The following is a 21,200-nucleotide window of genomic DNA, read 5'->3' on the forward strand; positions in this document are numbered from 1 at the left end:
GAATTCCAGTACGCTGCGGTCCTGTGCCGCAGCTAGACGCTCCCGGATTGGCCGGTGATTCCCGTGTTCGGTGAACCGTCAAGTGGTCTGGGCAGGCGACTGACCGAGCGCCCCGACTTCGCGCTGGTGGGCATCCTGCGCATCCCCGAAATCCAAACCAGCCCATGGGCCGCGCTGTGGCGGCGCGTCCTGCTGGCCGCGATCCTGCTGGCCGCCGCCACCCTGGTGGTGTTCATCGGCCGCGACGGCTATCGCGACAACACCGGCAACGAGCTGTCGCTGCTCGACGCCGCCTACTACTCCACGGTCTCGCTCTCCACGACCGGCTACGGCGACATCACGCCGGTCACCCCGCAGGCGCGGCTGATCAATATTCTCGTCATCACCCCGCTGCGGATCCTCTTCCTCATCGTCCTGGTCGGCACCACCCTGTCGGTGCTGACGGAACGGTCCCGGCAGGCTTTCAAGATTCAGCGATGGAGGCACACCGTGCGCAATCACACCGTGGTCGTGGGCTACGGCACCAAGGGCCGCACCGCGGTCGACGCCATGCTCGGCGACGGCATCAAGCCCGCGGACATCGTGGTGGTGGACACCGATCCGAACGTGCTCGAGCGCGCCGCGAACGCCGGTCTGGTGACGGTGCACGGTACGGCGACCCAATCGGATGTGCTGCGCCTGGCGGGTGTGCAGAACGCCGCTTCCGTGGTGGTCGCCGCCAATCGCGACGACACCGCCGTGCTGGTCACCCTCACCGCCCGCGAGATCAATCCCAAGGCCAAGATCGTGGCCTCCATTCGCGAGGCCGAGAACACCCACCTGCTGCGCCAGTCCGGCGCGGACTCGGTGGTCGTCTCCTCCGAGACCGCGGGCCGCCTGCTCGGTATCGCCACCACCACCCCCAGCGTGGTCGACATGATCGAGGACCTGCTCACCCCCGAGGCCGGTTTCGCCATCGCCGAACGCGCCGTCGAACCCGAGGAGGTCGGCGGCTCCCCGCGCCACCTCAGCGATATCGTCCTCGGCGTGCTCCGCGACGGCCGCCTCATTCGCGTGAACGAACCCGAGGTGGACACTCTGGAAGCCCCGGACAAACTTCTGTACCTGCGCAACGTCCACGTCTGAGCGACACCATAGTCTCGATTCGCGGCGCGTCTCGGTTCTGGACTGACCGGAGGGTGCGACGAAGGAGTGCCCGGAGGGAGGGAAGAACCGAGACTTCCAGCGCCGCGAATCCGCCCGGAGCGAAGCGGAGGGCAGAATACAGAGCGTGTCAGGATTCGAACTCGATGTGGTTCCGGTGCTTTCTCGTTCCGCGCTCGACCGGGCGGAACACCTTCGCTCGGATGAGCAGGCGCTGAAAGAAGGCTGGGCGCAGGCGAAACTCGTGCGCATGAACAAGCGGGGGCAGGTGCGCGTCGACGGTAATACCGTCGTATTGGACGCGGCGACCTCGCTCTCGGCCGAACCGTCGGAGCGGGCGGTATTCCTCGGTATCGACGGCGACACCCACCTGTGGGCGGTGCGCGACAACGATATCGAGGGCGAACTCGCCGATCTGCGCGCCGTCGGCGCGACCCTGGACCTCGACGATTTCGGCGCGGGCCTGCTCTCCACCGCCATCGCGCTGTTGAACTGGCACGACAAGGCCCGCTTCAATGCCGTCGACGGCACCCCGACCACCGTCTCCAATGCGGGCTGGTCGCGCACCAGCGAATCCGGGCACGAGGAATTCCCGCGCATCGACCCGGCCATCATCTGCCTCATTCACGATGGCGGCGATCGCGTGCTGCTGGCCCGCCAGCACACCTGGCCGGAGGGACTGTTCTCGCTGCTGGCCGGTTTCGTGGAGGCCGGGGAATCCCTGGAACGCTGCGTGGCGCGCGAGATCAAGGAAGAGGTCGGCGTCGATGTGCGCGAGATCCGCTATCTCGGCAGCCAGCCCTGGCCGTTCCCGCGCTCGCTCATGCTCGGATTCACCGCGCAGGCCGATCCGGAGCAGCCCCTCGAATTTCACGACGGGGAAATCGCCGAGGCGCACTGGTTCACCCGTGCCGAGGTGAAAACCGCACTGGCAGCGGGCTCGTGGGGCAATGGCGGCGGCAATGCCCGTCTGCTGCTTCCGGGCTCGATCTCCATCGCCCGCACCATTGTCGAATCCTGGGCCGCCGCGGGCTGATTGGCGATTACCGGGAACTAATTGGACAAAAAGGACTTTCTCCCTTCAAGATTCAGCGCAACGGCCTCAATGGGAGGCCGTTGTCTATAGGGGAGAATCTCCATGGGTTTTCTGAGTAAGGCCGTCCTGTGCGCAGCGATCTCGGCGGCCACGCTCATGTCGACCGGTGTCGGTACCGCGAACGCGGAAGCCGGACCGGACGGCTACTGGGGCGCCATCGCCGTCGGCGCGTTCGAGGACTTCACGTCCTACGGTTCCGCATGGAACTACCCCGACCGTGAATCAGCCGAGCAGGCCGCGCTGGACGAGTGCGGCTACCGAGGCTGCGAAATCCTGTCGAGCTGGGCCAATGGCTGCGGCGCTGTCGCCATGAGCGAGGACACCATGCGCTTCCACGGCGGCACCGGCGTCACGCGGCCCGACGCCGAGCGGGCGGCGCTGGACAAGCTGGCGAGCATCAAGCCGCAGCTGCCCTTCCCGTTCACGGGCAGCTCGAGCCCGGAGCGCGGCATCATCAAGGAATCGATCTGCACCGCGTAGCGGACTGATCGCCGATCGGGCGGTGGGGGTCCCGCCCACGCACGAAAAGCCGCATACCCCTCGGGTATGCGGCTTTTCCGTCTCCGATGTGGTGTCCGCAGCGGTCCGCTGGATCAGCCGAGCGCGGCGAGCGCCTTCTTCACATCGGACAGACTCGGATTGGTGGCCGTGGAACCGTCGCGATACTTGACCGTCGGCACCACGTGATTGCCGTTGTTCACGCTGCCGACGAATTCGGCCGATGCGGGATCCTCTTCGATATCGATCACCGTGTAGCTGATGCCCGCCTCGTCGAGTTGGGTCCGCAGGCGGCGGCAGTAGCCGCACCAGGTCGTCGAGTACATGATCAGGTCCGTTGCAGTCACGGACTGTGCAACGCCCGTTCACCTGATCGTGTTCCCCGTGCCCGGAGTGGTCGTCGCCGCCGAATGTGTCGGCGCGGGCTGCCATGATGGTGCGCGTGCCGGTCACCACCATTGATCCCAGCGACCGCCTGCGCCTCGACGAACTGGACCCGGAGCAGGCCGCGGCCGTGCGCGCTCCACGTGGTCCCGTCTGCGTGCTAGCGGGTGCGGGAACCGGCAAGACCCGCACCATCACCCATCGGATCGGGCATCTCGTGGCGGCCGGACATGTGCGGGCCGATCAGGTGCTGGCGGTCACCTTCACGGCGCGTGCGGCGGGGGAGTTGCGCGGGCGACTGCGGTCGTTGGGGCTCGGCGGGGACGCCACGCAGGTGCAGGCGCGTACTTTTCACGCCGCCGCGCTGCGGCAGCTGCGGTATTTCTGGCCGCAGGTCATCGGCGATGTGCCGTGGAAATTGGTGGACAGCAAATTTCCGATCGTGGCGCAGGCGGCGCGCGGCTCGGGGCTGTCGGCGGACACCGACAGCGTGCGCGATCTGCTGAGCGAGATCGAGTGGGCCAAGGGCAGTCTCGTCGCGCCCGAGGACTATGCCGCCGAGGTCGGGCGTCGCCATCGCGAAACGCCTTATGACGCAGCCAAAGTCGCGGCGGTGTACAGCGCCTACGAATCGCTCAAGGTCACCCCCGACGGGATGCTGCTCGACTTCGACGACCTGCTGCTGCACACCGCCGCCGCCATCGAGGACTACGCGGCGGTGGCCGAGGAGTTCCGGGGGCGCTACCGCTGTTTCGTGGTGGACGAGTACCAGGACGTCACCCCGCTGCAACAGCGCGTGCTCGACGCGTGGCTCGGCGATCGCGACGATCTCACTGTGGTCGGGGACGCCAACCAGACCATCTACTCCTTCACCGGCGCGAGTCCGACCTTCCTGCTGGACTTCTCGCGTCGCTTCCCCGAGGCGACGGTGGTGCGCCTCGAGCGTGACTACCGCTCGACGCCGCAGGTGGTGTCGCTCGCCAACAGCGTGATCGGCGCGGCGCGCGGGCGCATCGCGGGCACCCGGCTGCAACTCATCGGGCAGCGGCCCGACGGTCCGGAGCCGAGCTTCGCCGAATACGACGACGAACCCGCCGAGGCCGCCGCCGTGGCCCGCGATATCGCCAAGCTGCTGGGCAAAGGGGTGCCCGCCGCCGAGATCGCGGTGCTCTATCGGATCAACGCGCAATCGGAGGTCTACGAGCAGGCGCTCACCGAGGCCGGAATTCCGTACCAGGTGCGCGGTGGCGAGGGCTTCTTCATGCGGCCCGAGGTGCGGCAGGCGGTGAGCACCCTGCGCCAGACCGCCGCGCGCGACGACCTGCCCGACGCGCGCGGACCGCAGCTGGTGACGCTGGTGCGCGCGGCGCTGGCCAAGCTCGGGCTGACCAAGGAGGAGCCGGTCGGCGTGCAGGCGCGCGAGCGCTGGTCCTCGCTGGTGGCGCTGGTCCAGCTCACCGAGGAACTCACCGACCACGATCCGGATCTCGATATCGGGGGACTGCTGCGGGAGTTGGCCGCCCGCTCCGAGGCCCGGCACCCACCGACCGTGCAGGGCGTCACCCTCGCCTCGCTGCATGCCGCCAAGGGCCTGGAATGGGATGCGGTCTACCTGGTCGGCCTGGCCGACGGCACGCTGCCCATCGCCCACGTCCTCGCCTCGGACGGCACGGTCTCCGACGACGCCGCTCTCGAGGAGGAACGCCGCCTGCTCTACGTCGGCGTCACCCGCGCCCGCGAACACCTGCACCTGTCCTGGGCGCTGGCCCGCACCGAGGGCGGCCGCAAGATCCGCCGCCGCTCTCGCTTCCTGGTGGGCCTGGTCCCCGACGACTCCCCGGCCTCCCGCGTCGCCAAACAGCACCCCACCGACCGCCGCGCCCCCAAACGCGTCCACCCCACCTGCCGCATCTGCGGCCGCCCCCTCCTCAACACCACCGCCACCATGCTCGGCCGCTGCTCCCGCTGCCCCGCCGACCTCGACACCCAACTCCTCGAAACCCTCAAAGACTGGCGCAAGGAAAAAGCCGAAGAACTCTCCCTCCCCCACTTCGTCATCTTCAGCGACGTCACCCTCACCGCCATAGCCGAACAACTCCCCACCGACGACCGAGCCCTGGTAGCAATCCCCGGCATAGGCGCGAAGAAACTCCAAACCTACGGAGCCGACGTCCTGGCCATAGTCCAATCCCGCCTCCACTCTTCGTCGTAGGCGGGCGCTGCCCCCAGTGCCAGGGGCAGCGGGGAAGTTCACAAAATCGCAGGTCAAAAATAGGTTGTGCGGTGATGTATCACCCGCCTAGGGTGGTTGGCATGCACCCGGGGTCGCCCCGGTGTGCATGAGCACTTTTCGATCGCAACGAGTTCAGGAGGGAGGCAGACCAGTGACTACAGACTTCGCATCGACCTTGTCGGTGAAATCCGTTGTGCCGTCCGTCGAGTCGGCCTCCCGGGGGATCCTCGCCATGCAGGGGATTCGTCTGTCCAGCGTAAGCGGTAGCGGCAGTGGCATTTTCGGTGTCTTCGGCACCGTCGGCGTTCACAAGAATTTCGAAACCGATCTTTATGCCCCGTCGCACATCGTGATGCAGGACAAGCCCAAGGGTGACTGGCAGCCGACCGCTGATCAGCCGACCGCTGATTTCGCCATCCTCGGCGCACCCGCAGAAGCCGGACTCCGTCCGGCGCATCTGCTGGCAGCAGCCCGCACCCGCACCGCCCACCCAGCGACCGTGATCAGGAGTCGACACCGAAGTCGACTCAGGTAGGGAAGACCTCCCACACCACCGGCCACGGATCGCACCAAGCGAAACCGTGGCCATATTTATATCGGCCTCCAGCCACCGGCACCGGTTTCGCGGAACGAATTGACCGCTGCACGAGCTGAAGGAGAACGACGTGTCCACCACGGTCATCCGTGAGCGCGCGACATGCCGCACCGTGACTACCACCACCCGCACCCGTCGGGCAGTCACTCTCAACATCCCCTGCCGGGTCGGCAACCCCGACCTCTGGTTCGCGGAGAGCCCGACTCAGCTGGAAGAGGCCAAGGCGCTGTGCGCTTCGTGCCCCATCCGCCAGGGCTGCCTGAACGCCGCGCTGGATCGCGCCGAGCCCTGGGGTGTCTGGGGTGGCGAGATCTTCGACCAGGGTGTCGTCATCGCCCGTAAGCGGCCTCGCGGCCGCCCGCGCAAGGTCGCGGTGGCATGATCCCCGAATCGAACGGGGGTCCTGAACGCATACGACCCGCTCACTTCGCGGTGAGCGGGTCGTTTTGCGTTCGGGGTACGTTGTCGCGTTCGTAGTCGACGCGTTCTGGGGGAGTCTCTTTCGGCCTGGACGGCCTCAGCTGGCGCGGCGGTTCTCCAAGTAACCGGGCACCCAGTCGTTGACCAGTTTCATGAACGGCACCTCGGCATCCAGCTGCGCGCAGATACCGACCGAACCACCCAGCACCCGGAAGATCATCACGTATTCGGCCGGAAGTTGCAGGGCGCGAGCGGTTTTCATCTCCGCGCTGGTGACATCGGTGGCCTTGCCCGCCACCCGCTGCATCCACCGCCGGGTGAAATGGAAGCTCTCGGTCTGGATGGGATCGGTGAAGGGCCGCAGATAATCCTGAATCTCCTGGTGGCTCACCGTCTTTCCGGGAATCACCCAGCCATTGGTGTGCATGAGCTCGGTGAGCTCGTCGAAGCGCTCCTCGACCGCGAGCGCCACCATCTGGCCCAGAATCGGCGGGAAGCCGTGCGGCAGCGGCGCGCACGCGCCGTAGTCGATGACCGCGAGGCGGCCGTCGGGCAGCACCATGAAATTGCCCGGATGCGGATCGGCGTGCAGCAGCCCCGCGACCGCCGGTGAGGAGAAATGGAACTCGCCCATCAATCCCGCCACCCGATTGCGCAGCTCGACCGTCCCCGCCGGATCGGCATTGCCCTGTTTGATGATCGACGCGACCGAGGTGGCATCGTCCAGCCATTCGGTGACGATCACCTTGGGCGCGCTGGCCACCACCTTGGGCACCAGGAACCGGGGATGTCCGTCGAAGGCCTTGGCGAACTGGCGCTGATGCCCGCCCTCGATGCGATAGTCCAACTCCTCCTCGGTGCGCTCGCTGATCTCGGCGAGCACCGGCTTCACGTCCGCGCCCGGAATGAGCGTGCCGATCATGCTGGCCATGCGATTGAGGGTTTTGAGGTCCGCCCGCAGCGCCTCGTCCGCGCCCGGATACTGCACCTTCACCGCGACGGTGCGGCCGTCGGACCACTCGGCCTTGTGCACCTGGCCGATGGAGGCCGAGGCGGTGGGCTCGTCGTCGAAATGCTTGAAGCGCTGCCGCCAGGCGGTGCCCAGCTGCTGGTCGAGCTGGCGGTGCACGGCGGCCGCGGGCATGGGCGGCGCGGCGGCCTGCAGTTTGGTGAGGGCTTCGCGGTAGTGCTCGCCGAACTCCTCCGGTACGGCGGCCTCCATGACGCTGAGCGCCTGCCCGAATTTCATGGCTCCGCCCTTGAGCTCACCGAGGACCGCGAACAGCTGTTCCGCGGCCTTCTGATTGAGCTCGGCGTTGATCTCCTTCTTATCGCCCCCGGCGAGTTTGCGACCGAACCCGACGGCCGCCCGTCCCGCGATACCGAGTGGAATCTTGGCCAACTTGGCATTGCGGGAGGAGCGGCGGCTCACAATCTCAGACACGTCCCCATCATTGCTGACGTACCAGGCGATGTGCCATGGGAATTGGGTCATCTTCAGGGTCTCCATAGATAGTGTCCTCCATCACACCGGGGCGTGAACTGGGCTTTCCTGGCAGCGGCAGGAGGGATGCGGTGGCCACGGGCGGTGTTCGAGGCGTCGGGAATCCAGGTTCAGCTCCACGGTGGCGTCGAGGGTCGCGGGCGGATGGTCGGTGGAGCCGGTGGCGACGGCCTCGATCTCGGCCAGCGCCAGGCCCGCTGTGGCCGCGACGGCGGCGGGGGAGGCCTGCCCGACGCGGCCGAGCAGTTGCGCGGCGAGATGCGGCCACTCCGGGTCGTACTCGCAGCGGCGGAGGTCCGCGCAGTGCAGGCAGCTGGTGACGCCCGGGAGCACCAAGGGGCCGATCACGCCGTGCGCGTCGCGAATCCGGACCTGTAGATGCGGAACCCGATGGCGGACCAGCGCTTCCACCACATTCGGCGCGGGCACCAGCGCATCGGCCAAGACCACGAGATCCGGTAGCCGGGGGCCGGGCAGCGCGTCCTGGCCACGAGAGTGACTGGGACGCAGACCGATCCGCCGCAGCCCGCGCAGGAGTTCGTCCGACAGCGGGCCGCGCCCGTGCACATGCACACTGCGCACCCGCGCGGCGGACGGGTCCCGCGCCGAGACCAGCCCGGCGGCCTCGATCTCCTCTAGCAGCGCCGCGGCCACCTCGGTCGACATACCCAGTTCGCGTGCCCGCCAGAGGATCTGCGGCCGACTGCGAAAGCCGTCCAGCGACCGCAGAAAGGCCAGCACCGTCTCGGTCTCGAGCCCGGGCGCTTCCAGGACGAGCGCCGAACCGGGATCCCAGCCGAGCTGTACGCCGCCACCGCGCCGCACCAGCACCGCCACGCGGGGATGCAACATCGGGCTGTTCGCGCTACGCGTCATATCAGCAGTATGCGCACCGCCGCGTCCGCGTTGGATCGCGAAAACCCCGCCTGCGCAGGGCTTTCGCATGTTATCCACAACTACGGCATCGAGTTGCTCACAGCCCGCCACGCGCGATCAACCGCGCGGTCGGCGCAGGCTCCCGCTCGTCCACGCCGCGACTCCAGGGCGGTATTCACGGCCCCCAAGGGGTCGGGCGCGAACGCCTTCCCAAGCGCCGTGCGCTCTAGGCGTCGTCGCCCGAGGACTTGTCGTCCTCCGTCGACCCCTTCGCCTCGCGCTCCTTCTTCTCGCGCGCCTCGGTCTCGGCCAGCTGCGCCAGCGGATCGTCGAAAGCCGTTGTGCCGCCGCCGATCACGGTATCGATGAAGCCCGCCTGATTGTCCAGGTCATCGGAGTCCGGCAGCAGGTCGGGATGCGCCCACACACCGTCGCGCTTCTCGATTCCGGCATCGGTGGTGAGGCGTCGCCACAGCGCGGCGGCCTCGCGCACCTTGCGGGGGCGCAGTTCCAGGCCCACCAGGGTGGCGAAGGTCTGCTCGGCCGGACCGCCGGTGGCGCGGCGGCGGCGCAGCGTCTCGGCGAGCGCGCCCGCACCGGGTAGGCGATCACCCACGGCATCGGCCACCACGACCTCCACCCAGCCCTCGATCAGGGCGAGCAGCGTCTCGAGACGCTCCAGCGCCGCCTTCTGCTCGGGGGTGGTCTGCGGTTCGAAAGTGCCCTGGGACAGCAGCTCTTCCAGCTTCGACGGGTCCGCCAGCGACATCGGGTCGATGTTCTGCGCGGCCTCCTCGATGGCGGAGAAGTCCATGCGGATACCGCGCGCGTAGTCCTCCACCGCGCCCAGCACCTGCTGGCGCAGCCACGGCACATGCGCGAACAGTCGCTGGTGGGCGACCTCGCGGGCGGCCAGGTAGACCAGGATCTCGCTCTCCGGGCGCTCCAGTCCGGCACTGAATTCGGTGATGGCGGCGGGCAGCAGCGCGGCGGTGCCGTCGGGGCCCAGCGGCAGGCCGATATCGGTGGAGGTGAGCACCTCCTTGGCCAGCTGGCCCAGGGCCTGACCGAGCTGCGAGCCGAAGGCGAGGCCGCCCATCTGGCTCAGCATGCCCATCATCGGGCCCGCGAACTGCTTGGCCTCCTCGGGCAGGGTGGCGGTCCACATACCCGAAATCTGTTCCGCCACCGGATCGCACAGGCGCTTCCAGGTCGGCAGGGTCTCTTCGAGCCAGTCGTTGGCGGTCCAGGCGACGGTCTTGGTCGCGCCCGCGGGCAGCGTGGTGGCGGCGTCGAGCCACAGCTCGGCCAGGTGCGCGGCATCGGTGACCGCGCGGCGGGTGCCCTCGGTCACCGGTGTGACCGACGGGCCGAGTTGCTGACGGGCCAGGCGCTTGGCAACGTCGTAGTTCACCGGACCGGACTGGCCGCCCGGCTGACCCATACCGCTGAACATCGCGCCCAGTTGGCTGAGCATCTGGCCGAGCTGCGACGGATCGAATCCGCCGGTGCCGCCGGTCATGAAACCGAACGGGTCGTTCGCTCCGGAACCCGACTCATTGCCCGGCTTCTTGCGCTCCGGATCGTCGTCGGGGTTCGAGAATCCGAACGGAAAGTCAGTCATACCCACTACGGTACTGGAGCCCGCGCGGCGGCGAACCACCGCCGGAACGCGGTAATCGCGCCCATCACAAGTACCCTTGGCCGCGTGAACCGTCGGATATTCACCCTGCTCGCCGCCCTGATCCCGATTCTCGTATTGGGTGCCGTCGGCAGCGCCGTCACCGTTCCGTTCGTGGCGCTCGGACCAGGCCCGACGTTCGACACGCTGGGTGATGTGGAGGGAAAACCCGTGGTCGACGTGCGGGGAGCGCCGGTGGACCCGACCACCGGGCACCTCAATATGACGACGGTCTCCGTTCGCGATGGGCTGAATGTTTTCGAGGCATTCGGGCTGTGGTTGAGCGGTCAGCAGGGGCTGGTGCCGCGCGCCGAGGTGTATCCGCCCGGGGTGTCGCGGGACGAAGTGGACAAATCCAATAAGCAGGACTTCAAGGATTCCGAAGACAACGCGGAGTTGGCGGCGCTGCATTATCTGAAGATGCCGACCGTCGTGAAGGTGCGTTCGGTCTCCGACGAGGGTCCGGCCAAGGGCGTACTGCGCGAAGGCGACGAATTGGTCAGTCTCGGCGGCACGCCCATCACCACGGTCCAGGATCTGCTCACCGCCGCCTCCACCACCAAGCCCGGCACGACCGTCCCGATCGTGATCCGCCGCGACGGCGTCGAGCAGACGGTCGAGGTCACCGCGGGCGCGCGCCCCGACGCCCCCGAGAAGGGCTATCTCGGAGTAACCCCCACCGAGGTCCCCGTCGGCCCCCTCCAGGTCGACTTCAACCTCTCCGAAGTGGGCGGCCCCTCCGCCGGACTCATGTTCACCCTCGCCCTCATCGACAAGCTCACCCCCGGCGAACTCAACGGCGGCCACTTCGTAGCGGGCACCGGCACCATCGACCCCGCGGGCAAAGTAGGCCCCATCGGCGGCATCCAATACAAAATGATCGCCGCCAAGAACGCCGGAGCCGAAACCTTCCTCGTCCCCGCCGCCAACTGCAACGAAGCCAAACAACGCACCCCCGACAACCTCCGCCTCGTCCGAGTCGAAACCCTCACCGACGCAGTCGAATCCCTCGACAACATCAACGCAGGCAAAGAAGCCCCCACCTGCGAATAACCCCACTCTTGGGATTCTCGTGCCCCGCTGCCTGCGGCAGCGGGGCACGAACGCGAGAAGGGCGGAGCGGCCCCGATGCCGAAGCGGGGCCCGAACGCGAAAAGGGCAGAGCGCCACCCACTGCTGAAGCAGGGGCACGAATGCGAAGGGCAGAGCGGCACCTCTGCCGAAGCGGCGGGTACGAAGCGAGATTGGAAGGGCGACGCCGCCGCGAGCCGAGGACCGACCCCGCCATCCGATAGACGGACGACATGGCGAGCGCCCGCGATCGAATGTCTCGAAACGAGTGCCGCCCGGAGCTGAGGCCGTTGGCACCGTCTAGTTGTGGTGTGGCGCTGAGTCCGCTGGCGCTGCCCAGCGGTAGCGCGGTCGCGGTGTGTCGCTGAAGTCGCTGGGGCTGTGATGCGGTCGCGGTGTAGCGCGGAGGCCGCTGGCGCGGTGGCGGTGTAGCGCGGAGCCGTTGGAGCGGTGGCGGCGTGGCGCGGAAGCCGCTGGCGCGGTGGCGGCGTGGCGCGGAGGCCGCTGGCGCGGTCTCGGTGGGGCGCGGAGGCCGCTGGCGTCGTACAGCTCTGTCGGTGTGCCACTGGCGCTGTTGGGTGTGCCGGGAACCTCGATGCCTCATCGTTCTGTGGCCCGCTGCCGCAGGCAGCGGGGCACGAGATCCCAGAGTGGGCTACTCCTCGGGGTCGTTTTCGAGGGTGTGGCGGAGGGCTTCGATGAGGTTGGGGGCGAGGTTGGGGGTGGTGCGGAGTTCGAGGTCGCCGAAGGGGTCTTCCTCGTCTTCGGTGGGGCGAATGTTGAGTAGGGAGAGGGAGGTTCCGTCGCGGAGGACGCCTGCGAAGAGGCGGGCGTCGCGGCGGTCGGGGTGGGTTTCGGCGGCGTGGCGGGCCGCGCCGTCGGCGGCGTCGCGGTCGGCGAGCAGGGGAGCGATGGCCTCGTCGAGGGCGGATTCGGCGGCGGGCGGGAGGACCAGGATCTCCTGGAAGAGGATGACGCCCTCCACGGCGGGCGGCCAACTCGTGGTGGCGAGGAATTCGTCGAGCGCCATCGGATCGCCGGTGAGGTCCTCGGGCAGCGGATCCTGCGCGATGGGGGTGAGCGCGTTCCCGGCGTCGAGCTGGTCGAGCAGCGCGGGCTCGGCCGCGACCAGATCGGCGGTGGGCACCAGCGCGAACAGCTGCGGCGGCCGCTCCCACCCCTCGCCATCGACGAACTCGGCCACTTCGCGGATACACCGGTACAGGGCGGACGCGGACCATTGCTCGGGATTCACGCGCCCAATCCTCGCACCCGGTGCGAACGGAGCGTTTACGGCGTCAGCGTTTCGCGGCTCGCGAACATGGGGTGCGCCCCGCGAAATGCCGGGTGTTTTACGTAGAGTGGTGCGCGACAGGTCTCGTGGGACCACAGACCGATCTTCGGACTCAGGAGCGTGGCATCGTGGGCATGCGCCCCCCGACAGGCTTACCATCGCTGTCCCGACGCAGCCGCGTGCTGCTCGTGACCGCCCTAGTGCTGGCAGCGCTGCTGCTGGTGGGGCCGCGGCTCACCGACGCGTATACCAACTGGTTGTGGTTCGGCGAGGTGGGATTCCGCAATGTGTACGTGCGTGTCCTGGTGACCCGGATCATTCTCTTCATCGTCGTCGCGGTGGTCATCGCCGCCATCATCTGGCTGGCCCTGCTGTTGGCCTACCGCTCCCGTCCGGTATTCGTGCCGAACAGCGGCCCCGGCGACCCCATCGCCCGCTACCGCACCACCGTCATGAGCCGACTTCGCCTGTTCGGCATCGGGATTCCCGCGATCATCGGCCTGCTCTCGGGCCTGGTGGCGCAGTCCAGCTGGGTGACGGTGCAGATGTTCCTGCACGGCGGCTCGTTCGGCCAGAAGGATCCGCAGTTCGGTCTCGACGTCGGCTTCTACGCCTTCGATCTGCCGTTCTACCGGATGATCCTGAACTGGCTGTTCGTCGCCGTGGTGATCGCGTTCATCGCGAATCTGGTGACGCACTACATCTTCGGCGGTCTGCGCCTGGCGGGCCGCGAGGGCACGCTGAGCACCGCGGCCCGCGTGCAGCTGGCCGTACTGGCCGGAATCTTCGTGCTGCTCAAGGCCGTCGCGTACTGGTTCGACCGCTACGCGCTGCTGTCGAGTGCGCGCAAGGACCCCACGTTCACCGGCGGTTCCTACACCGATATCAACGCGGTGCTGCCCGCCAAACTCATCCTGCTGTCCATCGCGGTCATCTGCGCGGTGGCCTTCTTCGCCGGAATCGTGTTGAAGGACTTGCGCGTTCCCGCCATGGCGGCGGCGCTGCTGGTGCTCTCCTCGGTGCTGGTGGGCGCGGTGTGGCCGTTGCTGGTGGAGCAGTTCTCGGTGCGCCCGAACGCGGCCACCAAGGAGGCCAGCTATATCGAGCGCAATATCGCGGCGACACGGCAGGCGTACGGCATCACCGACGACAAGGTGGAGTACGTCGATTACAAGGGCGTGGCGCAGAACGCGAGCGGCGCGTCCATGTCGCCCGCCGACAAGCAGACCGTCCAGAACATCCGCTTGCTCGATCCGAACCTGATGCAGGCCACCTTCATTCAGCGCAATCAGCAGCTGCAGAACTTCTACGGCTTCCCCGACCCGCTGGATGTGGACCGCTACGAGGTCAACGGCAAGGTGCAGGACTTCATCATCGCGGCCCGAGAGTTGCAGCCGCAGAACCTGTCCGGCAACCAGACCGACTGGATCAACAAGCACACCGTCTACACGCACGGCAATGGTTTCGTGGCCGCGCCCGCCAATCGGGTGAATGTCGCGCCGCCCAAGGAGTCGGCGGAGGCGCAGCAGTCCGCGGGTAACGAATCCGGCGGCGGCTACGGCTATCCGGTCTTCGACGTCGACGGCAAGTCGACCGTCAGCGACCTGTTCATTCCCAAGGATCGCCAGGCCATCCCGGTCGACGAGCCGCGCATCTACTTCGGTGAGCTGATCTCCAAGTCCGATGCCGACTACGCGATCGTGGGCGCGAACGACCAGCCCGCTCGCGAATACGACACCCCCACCGCGCAGTACACCTACACCGGTGCGGGCGGCGTGCCGCTGGGCAACTGGTTCAACCGGCTGGCCTTCGCGGCCAAGTACGCCGAGCGCAACATCCTGTTCTCGGGTGTGATCGGCCCGGATTCGAAGATCATCTTCAACCGCAATCCGCGGGAGCGGGTGCAGCACGTCGCGCCGTGGCTCACCACCGACGGCGACGCGTACCCGGCGGTCGTGAACGGCCGCATTCAGTGGATCGTGGACGCCTACACCACCCTCGACAGCTACCCCTACGCCCAGCGCACCTCGCTGGACGGGGTGCTGGAGGACAGCATCGACCAGACCACCGGACGGCTGCTGCCGCGCAAGGAGGTCGGCTACATCCGCAACTCGGTGAAGGCGACCGTCGACGCGTACGACGGCACGGTGAAGCTCTACGAGGTGGATCCGTCCGATCCGGTGCTGCAGGCGTGGCGCGGCGTGTTCCCGGGCGTGGTGACGCCGGAGAGCGAGATCTCGCCCGAGCTGCGCGAGCACTTCCGCTACCCGGAGGACCTGTTCAAGGTGCAGCGCGAGCTGCTGTCGAAGTACCACGTCGACGATCCGCGAGAGTTCTTCACCAACAACGCCTTCTGGTCGGTGCCCAACGATCCGACCGTGGAGGGCGCGGCGGGCGGCTCGCATCAGCCGCCGTACTACCAGCTGCTCGGCAACCCGGTCACCGGTCAGCCGATGTTCACGCTGACCAGTGGCATGGTGGGCTTCCGGCGGCAGTTCCTGTCGGCGTACCTGCAGGCGCATTCGGATCCGGAGAACTACGGCAAGATCACCGTGCTGCAATTGCCACCCGGTTCGGAGACGCCGGGCCCGGGCCAGACGCAGACCTCGATGACCACCGCCGACGAGGTCTCCCGTGACCGCAACCTGCTCACCGGCGGCAATGTCAACAAGATCCGCTACGGCAATCTGCTGACGCTGCCCATCGGCGACGGCGGCATCCTGTATGTCGAACCGTGGTATCTGGAGCGCAATGCCGGGGCCGGAGCCCCGACATTCCCGCAGCTGGTGAAGGTGCTGGCCAGTTACCGCGACAAGGTCGGCTATGGCTCCACGGTCCAGGAGGCCCTGGACAAGGTGCTGCCCGGCACCGGCAGCGCGGCCACCAACCTGCCCAACCAGCAGGGCACGACCCCGCCGACCGAGGGCACCAACCCGCCCCCGAACCCCGGCACGACGCCCCCGGTAGGCAAGGAGGCCGCGGTCAAACAGATCGACGACGCCCTGGCCTCGGTCTCGGACGCCCAAAAGTCCGGTGACCTGGGCGAATTGGGCCGCGCCCTGGAGCGTCTCCAGACCGCGATCGACGCCTACGAGAAGGCAGGCGGCTAACGGCAAGCGGGCGGGATTCTCCCCGCCCGCGCTACCTGTAGAACAACCGAAAGGCGTTGCCGTCACCTACGACGACAACGCCTTTCGGCTCTCCCGGTATGGAGTTGCAAAGCCCAGAACCCGTGCCCGACGTAATACGTCCGGTATCCGCTGTCCAAAGCAGCCGACCGAGCCGTCGTGCCGAAGATCTGCCACCTCCGAACCCGCCGTCCAAAGCAACGAATCCAGAGGCCCCACCGACCCGCCCGACATCCGCGGCGAGCCGATAGGCCATGACCCCGCCGCCGGATATCCGCAGCGGGCCAGTGGTCGTGTCCCACTGCCGTATATCCGCAGCGGGTAGAGAATCGTGTCCCCGCTGCTGCGCATCCGCAGCGGGCCAGTGGTTGTGCCCCACTGCCGCGCATCCGCAGCGGGACGAGAATCGTGCTCCCACTGCTGCATATCCGCAGCGGGACGAGAATCGTGCTCCCACTGCCGCACATCCGCAGCGGTCGAGAATCGTGCCAGTGTGCCGCGCGACGGCGGTGGGTCGAGAGGTCGTGCCCCCGCGAGGTCTTACGCTCGTGCCCGCTGCGTCAGCAGCGGGCACGAGATCCCAGAGTTGGGACTATCCACCGATCGATTCGATCAGCGCGGCATTGTCGGCGAGGATCTGGTGGTACTGGCCCTGCACGCCGAACTGGGTGGCCAGGTCGCTACCGGCGGCCTTGGCCTGGTCGATGAGCGCCTGCGCGTCGTTGACGGGCGCGGGGGCGGGCGCGGGAGCGACGGGCTCCGGGGCGGGCTCGGGCTCGGACTGGCCCTGGCGCAGGTACTGGCCGCAGACCGGCCACGCGCCGACACCCTGGGTGGCGAGCACATTCTCGGCCACGCGGATCTGCTCTTCCTTACTGGCATTCGACGCCAGCCCGGTGCCGCCATTGGCCACCCAGGTGCTGTGCGAGAACTGCAAACCGCCGTAGTAACCGTTACCGGTATTGATTCCCCAGTTACCACCGCTTTCGCACTGTGCGACGCCATCCCAATCGTGGGCGGGCGCGGCCGAGGCGTTGGCGGAAAGACCGAACGGGACGGCAACAAGGGCGCTGGTCACAGCCGCGAGGCCGAGTGCGCGGGTGTTGATCTTCCGGTTCTGTTTCATGGTGGTGTCCCTCCCTGCGCCCACCGGCACCGGCGCGTTCGCTCCGCCGTGTCCCTGTCCCCAGGAGGTCGGGGTTCCCGTACCGCGGGACAGGGTCGTCGGTGTGCGGCGGTTCGGGTCGGAGCCCATCACGTTTTGTTCCGGGCCGAGGACGACGATAACGAGGAAATCTCAACAGATCACGTCTTGATAACTTCGGAATTGCATGAAGCGAATAACGCGAAAAACACCGTCGATGCAGGTTGGCTATGCTGTATTTCGATAGTCCAAACGGTCTGTTATCTGCTCGTGATGTGTTCCAGATCACTACGATTTTGTGACATGGCTCACGTTTCAGACGAGGTGTCGCCTGGGAATCGCGCGCATGCGTTCAAATCGCAAGCCCTCTTACACCCCCAACCGCCCGCCCTCTCGGGCTTGCCCCGAGTTCGCCCGAAATACCACCCAGACCTCCCCGGTTCCAACATCTTCGCAACCCCGAAACCGCCCCTGACCACCCGATTTGCATCCCTCTCGCAACCGTGTGTAATGTTGTCTTCACCGACGCGGGGTGGAGCAGCTCGGTAGCTCGCTGGGCTCATAACCCAGAGGTCGCAGGTTCAAATCCTGTCCCCGCTACTAAAAAGTGGCCCGGAACCAACTGGTTCCGGGCCACTTTCGCGTTGCGGGCAAATATCCGCCGAATCGGGGTCCGCTACCGCAGTCCCCGCCGTCAGGGTTCGAGGTCGAGCACGCCCTTGCCGGTGGCGATGTCGAGGGGGACCGAGACCTGGTCGTGGGCGATGAGCCAGGTGTTGTCGATCTTGCGCATGCCGTAGGTGGCGCGGACCCACATGCCGTTCGTTGCCGCGCCGGTGTGGAGGGTGCCGCTGAGGCGGCCGAAGGCGTGGCCGTAGGCGATGTCGTCGCCGACGGTGACGGTGAGGTCGCGGAGTTCGTAGTCCACGGTGTCGAAGACCTGGAACACGCGGGTCCAGTTCTCGAGTTTGGCGGCGATGCCGACGTGCTGGAGGGGTGGTTCGACGTCGAAGGAGATGACGTCGGGGGTGTAGATCCGGCGGATCGCCTCGAGGTCCTTGGCGCGCAGTGCGTCGATCAGGCGGGCGATTTGGCGGCGGATGCCGGACTCCGCTGCCAGGCGGTCGGCGGAGGGCTGAATGGTGTTGGCCGCGTTCATGATCGGTTCCTCAGGAGTTGACGAGGGGAGTGGTGCGCAGTGGGGCGAGTGCGGTGCTCCAGGCGAGGAGCTGATCCAGGGTCTTGTCGAGGGCGGCGACGTGGTGGTCCTGGGGAACGAAGGTGGCGTGGTTCTCGAAATCGGTGAGCAGCGAGAGGGCGACCTGGTAGCCGACATCGGCCAGGCCGAGCGTGCCGCAGACGGTGCGCAGCTGCACCACCGCGCGGACGCCGCCATTGACGCCGTACGACACGAATCCGACCGCCTTGTCGGCCCATTCGCCGCACACGTGGTCGATGGCGTTCTTCAGCACGCCGGGCACACCGCCGTTGTACTCCGGCGTCACGATGACGAATCCGTCGAAGGCCGCGATCCGCTCGGCCCAGGCGCGCGTGTGCGCGTGCGACGAGGGGCCGAACAGGGGCGGGGCGGGCTCGTCCAGATGCGGAAGCGGATGGTCACGCAGGTCGATCAGCTCGAATTCGGCGTCACCGCGCCGTGCGGCGGTCTCCAGCACCCACTGCGCGATCTGCGGGCCCTTGCGGTTGGGACGGGTACTGCCGAGGATGATGCCGATTCTGGTCATGGCCGGAACTCCTGGTTGGCGGAAGGGGATACGCCCCTTCCGACGACACAGCCCCCCGGAATGTCAGGCCGACGCGTTCCGGGCCGGACCAACCGCGTGATCCGGCCCGGAGAACGCCGCCCTCGGCACCCGCTGGATCAGCTGACCAGCGTCAGGAACTCCTCGAGGCTGAGGCGCCGGTCGCCGTTCAGGTCGGCCTTCTCCAGAATCGACAGCGCCGCGTTCTTGGCGGCCTCGGAGGAGAACCCGAACGCCTCGACCGCCTGCGCGTACTCCTCGAGGGTGATGTAGCCGTCACTGTTGGCGTCGACCTTCTGGAATACGGCCTTGGCCTCCGCCACGGTGAACCCACCCATAACCCACTCCTTCGTGCTGTTCCAATACCGAACTGGCCCACGGAGTATCGCATCCGCCGCCAATACTCCTTTGCCCTCGGCCTGCGATCTTGTTACCGTCGGGGCATGCAGTACCTCTTCTTCCTCTGACAGGTCCGGGTCCGGCCGCGCCGACGCGCGCGCCTCGAGACCCCGCATCGATGTCCGTACGCGCACTCGCGCGTGTCATCGACCGGAGGCGCATCCCACACCACGTAGCGGTGGGTGAGTTGTGCCCGGAGGAAGAATTCATGACCATCACGAATCAGCCCGCGCGGGAGCGGGCGCAATTGACATGCTCCGATATCGCGGTGGAGTTCGGCGGCCGCGCCGTGCTGACCGGGGTCGATATGACCGTGACGCCGAGGTCGCGGTGGGGGATCGTCGGCGAGAACGGCCGCGGCAAATCCACGCTGCTGCATGTGCTCGCCGGAACGCTCGTTCCCGACGCGGGCAGCGTGCGGCGCACCGGCACGCTGGCGCTGGCCACCCAGGAGCTGCCCGACACCGACCACCGCACCGTCGGCGCCGTCATCGACGAACGGCTCGCGGCCGTGCGCGCGGCGCTGGCCAGCCTCGACGAGGCGACGGTGGCGCTCGCCGAACAACGCGACGGCGCTGACGAGAAGTACAGCGCGGCACTGGAATTGGTGCAGCTGCTCGATGCGTGGGATGCCGATCGGCGGGTCGATATCGCCCTGGCGGGTCTGGCCGCCCCTACCGATCGGGAGCGGCCGCTGTCGACTTTGTCGGTGGGCCAGCGGTATCGGGTGCGCCTGGCCGTATTGCTCGCCGCCGGAGACGATTTCCTGCTCCTGGACGAGCCGACGAACCATCTGGACCGGGCCGCACTGGATTTCCTCACCGAGAGCCTGCGGACCTTCCCGGGCGGTGTGGTCGTGGTGAGCCACGATCGCGCCCTGCTCGCCGATATCGCCGACACCATCCTCGATCTCGACCCGACGCCCGATGGCAGGCCGCGCACGTACGGCAACGGTTACGCCGGGTATCGCGCGGGCCGCCGGGCCGAATTGGCGCGCTGGGCGGAGGAATACGAGCAGCAGCAGGCGGAGCACCGGCGGCTCGCACAGGACCTGTCGGAGGCCCAGAACCGTCTGGTCACGAGTTGGCGGCCGGAGAAGGGCTCCCCGAAACACGGGCGCGCCACCCGCGCCGGGGCACGCGCCCGGGCGGTGCACCGCCGCCAGGGCGAGCTGGACCGGCACCGCATCACCGCGCCGGTTCCGCCGCAGCGGTTCTCCATGCCGGAATTGCCCGCGCGGCACGGTGTTTCGCTCCTTCGTGCGGAAGCCGTCACCGTCGCTGACCGCCTGACGCAGCCGGTGGATGTGACGCTCGAATCCCATGATCGCCTGGTCGTCACGGGTCCCAACGGCTCCGGCAAATCCACCCTGCTGACCGCGTTGGCGGGCCTGCTCGGGCCGACCACGGGAACGGTGCACCGCGCCCGAACGGCCCGGGTGCGCCTGCTGCGCCAGGAGTCCACGCCACAGCCGCACCGCCGCGCCCGTGACCTTTTCACCGAAGAGGTCGCGAATCTGGTGACGGCCGGACGACTCGCCGAGAGCGAGGTCGTGGCATTGTCGTCGCTGGGCCTGCTGGCCTCCCGCGATCTGGACAAGCGCATCGGCGATCTGTCCATGGGCCAGCAGCGTCGACTCGATCTCGCTCTCGCCCTGGCCGCCCGACCCCATGTATTGCTGTTGGACGAGCCGACCAACCATCTCTCCATCGCCCTGGTCGACGAGCTCACCGAGGCATTGGGGCGCACCGACGCCGCCATTGTCGTCGCCACGCACGACCGGCAACTCCAACGCGATATCGCGCACTGGCCGACACTCGCACTGCCGCACCGAACGGTCGCGGCCGTCGGCCGGTCATAACGAGTGACTCTCGGTATTCCGGGTCGGCCGTTTGGCGCGGTCGGCCCGGGGTACCGCTCGCTATGCTCCATTGAGATCGGCAGTTGTGAACGCAGGGCACCACATTGGAA

At 67.6% G+C, this 21,200-nt stretch carries 18 protein-coding genes and 1 tRNA gene; 10 read left to right on the plus strand and 9 right to left on the minus strand.

Going from position 1 to position 21,200, the window contains the following annotated elements:
- The first annotated feature begins 57 nt into the window (after positions 1-57).
- The 3 genes from ACIBH2_RS18245 to ACIBH2_RS18255 all read left to right on the plus strand — a co-directional run bounded on the left by ACIBH2_RS18245 (position 58) and on the right by ACIBH2_RS18255 (position 2,719).
- Positions 58-1,125, plus strand: coding sequence for a potassium channel family protein (locus tag ACIBH2_RS18245; RefSeq protein ID WP_397120860.1), 1,068 nt, complete (start codon positions 58-60; stop codon positions 1,123-1,125).
- A gap of 145 nt (positions 1,126-1,270) precedes the next feature.
- Positions 1,271-2,179 carry an NAD(+) diphosphatase gene (nudC, locus tag ACIBH2_RS18250; protein WP_397118790.1) on the plus strand — a complete coding sequence of 303 codons (909 nt, stop codon included), beginning with the start codon at positions 1,271-1,273 and terminating at the stop codon, positions 2,177-2,179.
- Between the two features lie 102 nt (positions 2,180-2,281).
- Positions 2,282-2,719, plus strand: a complete 438-nt coding sequence (locus tag ACIBH2_RS18255; protein WP_397118792.1) for a DUF4189 domain-containing protein — start codon at positions 2,282-2,284, stop codon at positions 2,717-2,719.
- 113 nt (positions 2,720-2,832) lie between these two features.
- Here the strand turns inward: ACIBH2_RS18255 and ACIBH2_RS18260 are convergent, their stop codons facing one another.
- Positions 2,833-3,084, minus strand: a complete 252-nt coding sequence (locus ACIBH2_RS18260; RefSeq protein WP_397118794.1) for a mycoredoxin — start codon at positions 3,082-3,084, stop codon at positions 2,833-2,835.
- Positions 3,085-3,167: 83 nt separating this feature from the next.
- Between ACIBH2_RS18260 and ACIBH2_RS18265 the strand changes: the two genes are divergently transcribed.
- From ACIBH2_RS18265 to ACIBH2_RS18275, 3 genes are all read left to right on the plus strand, one after another.
- Entirely contained in the window at positions 3,168-5,333 is a 2,166-nt protein-coding gene (locus tag ACIBH2_RS18265; RefSeq protein ID WP_397120863.1) for an ATP-dependent DNA helicase UvrD2, read from the plus strand.
- A gap of 172 nt (positions 5,334-5,505) precedes the next feature.
- On the plus strand, positions 5,506-5,889 hold the full coding sequence (locus tag ACIBH2_RS18270) for a hypothetical protein (RefSeq protein WP_397118796.1): 384 nt from the start codon (positions 5,506-5,508) through the stop codon (positions 5,887-5,889).
- A gap of 130 nt (positions 5,890-6,019) precedes the next feature.
- Positions 6,020-6,331: a WhiB family transcriptional regulator gene (locus ACIBH2_RS18275; protein ID WP_397118798.1), complete on the plus strand. Its 312-nt coding sequence runs from the start codon at positions 6,020-6,022 to the stop codon at positions 6,329-6,331.
- A 135-nt stretch (positions 6,332-6,466) separates the two neighbouring features.
- Here the strand turns inward: ACIBH2_RS18275 and ACIBH2_RS18280 are convergent, their stop codons facing one another.
- The 3 genes from ACIBH2_RS18280 to ACIBH2_RS18290 form a co-directional block, all read right to left on the minus strand.
- Complete coding sequence (locus tag ACIBH2_RS18280; RefSeq protein WP_397120865.1) at positions 6,467-7,864, minus strand: ABC1 kinase family protein; 1,398 nt, start codon at positions 7,862-7,864, stop codon at positions 6,467-6,469.
- Between the two features lie 30 nt (positions 7,865-7,894).
- Positions 7,895-8,749, minus strand: coding sequence for a TOMM precursor leader peptide-binding protein (locus ACIBH2_RS18285; RefSeq protein WP_397118800.1), 855 nt, complete (start codon positions 8,747-8,749; stop codon positions 7,895-7,897).
- Positions 8,750-8,975: 226 nt separating this feature from the next.
- Complete coding sequence (locus ACIBH2_RS18290; protein WP_397118802.1) at positions 8,976-10,373, minus strand: zinc-dependent metalloprotease; 1,398 nt, start codon at positions 10,371-10,373, stop codon at positions 8,976-8,978.
- Between the two features lie 84 nt (positions 10,374-10,457).
- Between ACIBH2_RS18290 and ACIBH2_RS18295 the strand changes: the two genes are divergently transcribed.
- Positions 10,458-11,483, plus strand: a complete 1,026-nt coding sequence (locus ACIBH2_RS18295) for a PDZ domain-containing protein (RefSeq protein ID WP_397118804.1) — start codon at positions 10,458-10,460, stop codon at positions 11,481-11,483.
- A gap of 673 nt (positions 11,484-12,156) precedes the next feature.
- Here the strand turns inward: ACIBH2_RS18295 and ACIBH2_RS18300 are convergent.
- On the minus strand, positions 12,157-12,765 hold the full coding sequence (locus ACIBH2_RS18300; RefSeq protein WP_397120867.1) for a PPA1309 family protein: 609 nt from the start codon (positions 12,763-12,765) through the stop codon (positions 12,157-12,159).
- Positions 12,766-12,923: 158 nt separating this feature from the next.
- On the opposite strand from ACIBH2_RS18300, the gene ACIBH2_RS18305 reads away from it, so the two are divergent.
- Positions 12,924-15,905, plus strand: a complete 2,982-nt coding sequence (locus ACIBH2_RS18305) for a UPF0182 family protein (protein WP_397118806.1) — start codon at positions 12,924-12,926, stop codon at positions 15,903-15,905.
- A gap of 610 nt (positions 15,906-16,515) precedes the next feature.
- Here ACIBH2_RS18305 and ACIBH2_RS18310 read toward each other — a convergent pair.
- Positions 16,516-17,049 (minus strand): transglycosylase family protein, encoded by a 534-nt coding sequence (locus ACIBH2_RS18310; RefSeq protein ID WP_397118808.1) that lies wholly within the window; start codon positions 17,047-17,049, stop codon positions 16,516-16,518.
- 544 nt (positions 17,050-17,593) lie between these two features.
- Here ACIBH2_RS18310 and ACIBH2_RS18315 point away from each other — a divergent pair.
- A tRNA-Met gene (locus ACIBH2_RS18315) sits at positions 17,594-17,667 on the plus strand.
- Between the two features lie 94 nt (positions 17,668-17,761).
- On the opposite strand, the gene ACIBH2_RS18320 is transcribed toward ACIBH2_RS18315, so the two are convergent.
- The 3 genes from ACIBH2_RS18320 to ACIBH2_RS18330 all read right to left on the minus strand — a co-directional run bounded on the left by ACIBH2_RS18320 (position 17,762) and on the right by ACIBH2_RS18330 (position 19,168).
- The gene (locus ACIBH2_RS18320; protein ID WP_397118810.1) at positions 17,762-18,226 is read right to left on the minus strand and encodes a YybH family protein; all 465 of its coding nucleotides are present in this window, start codon (positions 18,224-18,226) and stop codon (positions 17,762-17,764) included.
- 10 nt (positions 18,227-18,236) lie between these two features.
- Positions 18,237-18,812 carry an NADPH-dependent FMN reductase gene (locus tag ACIBH2_RS18325; protein WP_397118812.1) on the minus strand — a complete coding sequence of 192 codons (576 nt, stop codon included), beginning with the start codon at positions 18,810-18,812 and terminating at the stop codon, positions 18,237-18,239.
- A 137-nt stretch (positions 18,813-18,949) separates the two neighbouring features.
- Positions 18,950-19,168 carry an EF-hand domain-containing protein gene (locus ACIBH2_RS18330; RefSeq protein ID WP_397118814.1) on the minus strand — a complete coding sequence of 73 codons (219 nt, stop codon included), beginning with the start codon at positions 19,166-19,168 and terminating at the stop codon, positions 18,950-18,952.
- A gap of 269 nt (positions 19,169-19,437) precedes the next feature.
- Here ACIBH2_RS18330 and ACIBH2_RS18335 point away from each other — a divergent pair, with 269 nt between their 5' ends.
- Positions 19,438-21,090 carry an ATP-binding cassette domain-containing protein gene (locus ACIBH2_RS18335; protein WP_397118816.1) on the plus strand — a complete coding sequence of 551 codons (1,653 nt, stop codon included), beginning with the start codon at positions 19,438-19,440 and terminating at the stop codon, positions 21,088-21,090.
- Positions 21,091-21,200 lie beyond the last annotated feature (110 nt).

Source organism: Nocardia sp. NPDC050406 (assembly GCF_044459025.1).
Classification (GTDB): Bacteria; Actinomycetota; Actinomycetes; order Mycobacteriales; family Mycobacteriaceae; genus Nocardia.

Excerpts from the sequence above, each read along its gene's own strand:
- ACIBH2_RS18255 (WP_397118792.1), top strand. The coding sequence starts at position 2,282 with ATGGGTTTTCTGAGTAAGGCCGTCCTGTGCGCAGCGATCTCGGCGGCC.
- ACIBH2_RS18265 (WP_397120863.1), top strand. The coding sequence starts at position 3,168 with ATGATGGTGCGCGTGCCGGTCACCACCATTGATCCCAGCGACCGCCTG.
- ACIBH2_RS18280 (WP_397120865.1), bottom strand. The coding sequence starts at position 7,864 with ATGACCCAATTCCCATGGCACATCGCCTGGTACGTCAGCAATGATGGG.
- ACIBH2_RS18285 (WP_397118800.1), bottom strand. The coding sequence starts at position 8,749 with ATGACGCGTAGCGCGAACAGCCCGATGTTGCATCCCCGCGTGGCGGTG.
- ACIBH2_RS18290 (WP_397118802.1), bottom strand. The coding sequence starts at position 10,373 with ATGACTGACTTTCCGTTCGGATTCTCGAACCCCGACGACGATCCGGAG.
- ACIBH2_RS18310 (WP_397118808.1), bottom strand. The coding sequence starts at position 17,049 with ATGAAACAGAACCGGAAGATCAACACCCGCGCACTCGGCCTCGCGGCT.
- ACIBH2_RS18320 (WP_397118810.1), bottom strand. The coding sequence starts at position 18,226 with ATGAACGCGGCCAACACCATTCAGCCCTCCGCCGACCGCCTGGCAGCG.
- ACIBH2_RS18325 (WP_397118812.1), bottom strand. The coding sequence starts at position 18,812 with ATGACCAGAATCGGCATCATCCTCGGCAGTACCCGTCCCAACCGCAAG.
- ACIBH2_RS18330 (WP_397118814.1), bottom strand. The coding sequence starts at position 19,168 with ATGGGTGGGTTCACCGTGGCGGAGGCCAAGGCCGTATTCCAGAAGGTC.
- ACIBH2_RS18335 (WP_397118816.1), top strand. The coding sequence starts at position 19,438 with ATGACCATCACGAATCAGCCCGCGCGGGAGCGGGCGCAATTGACATGC.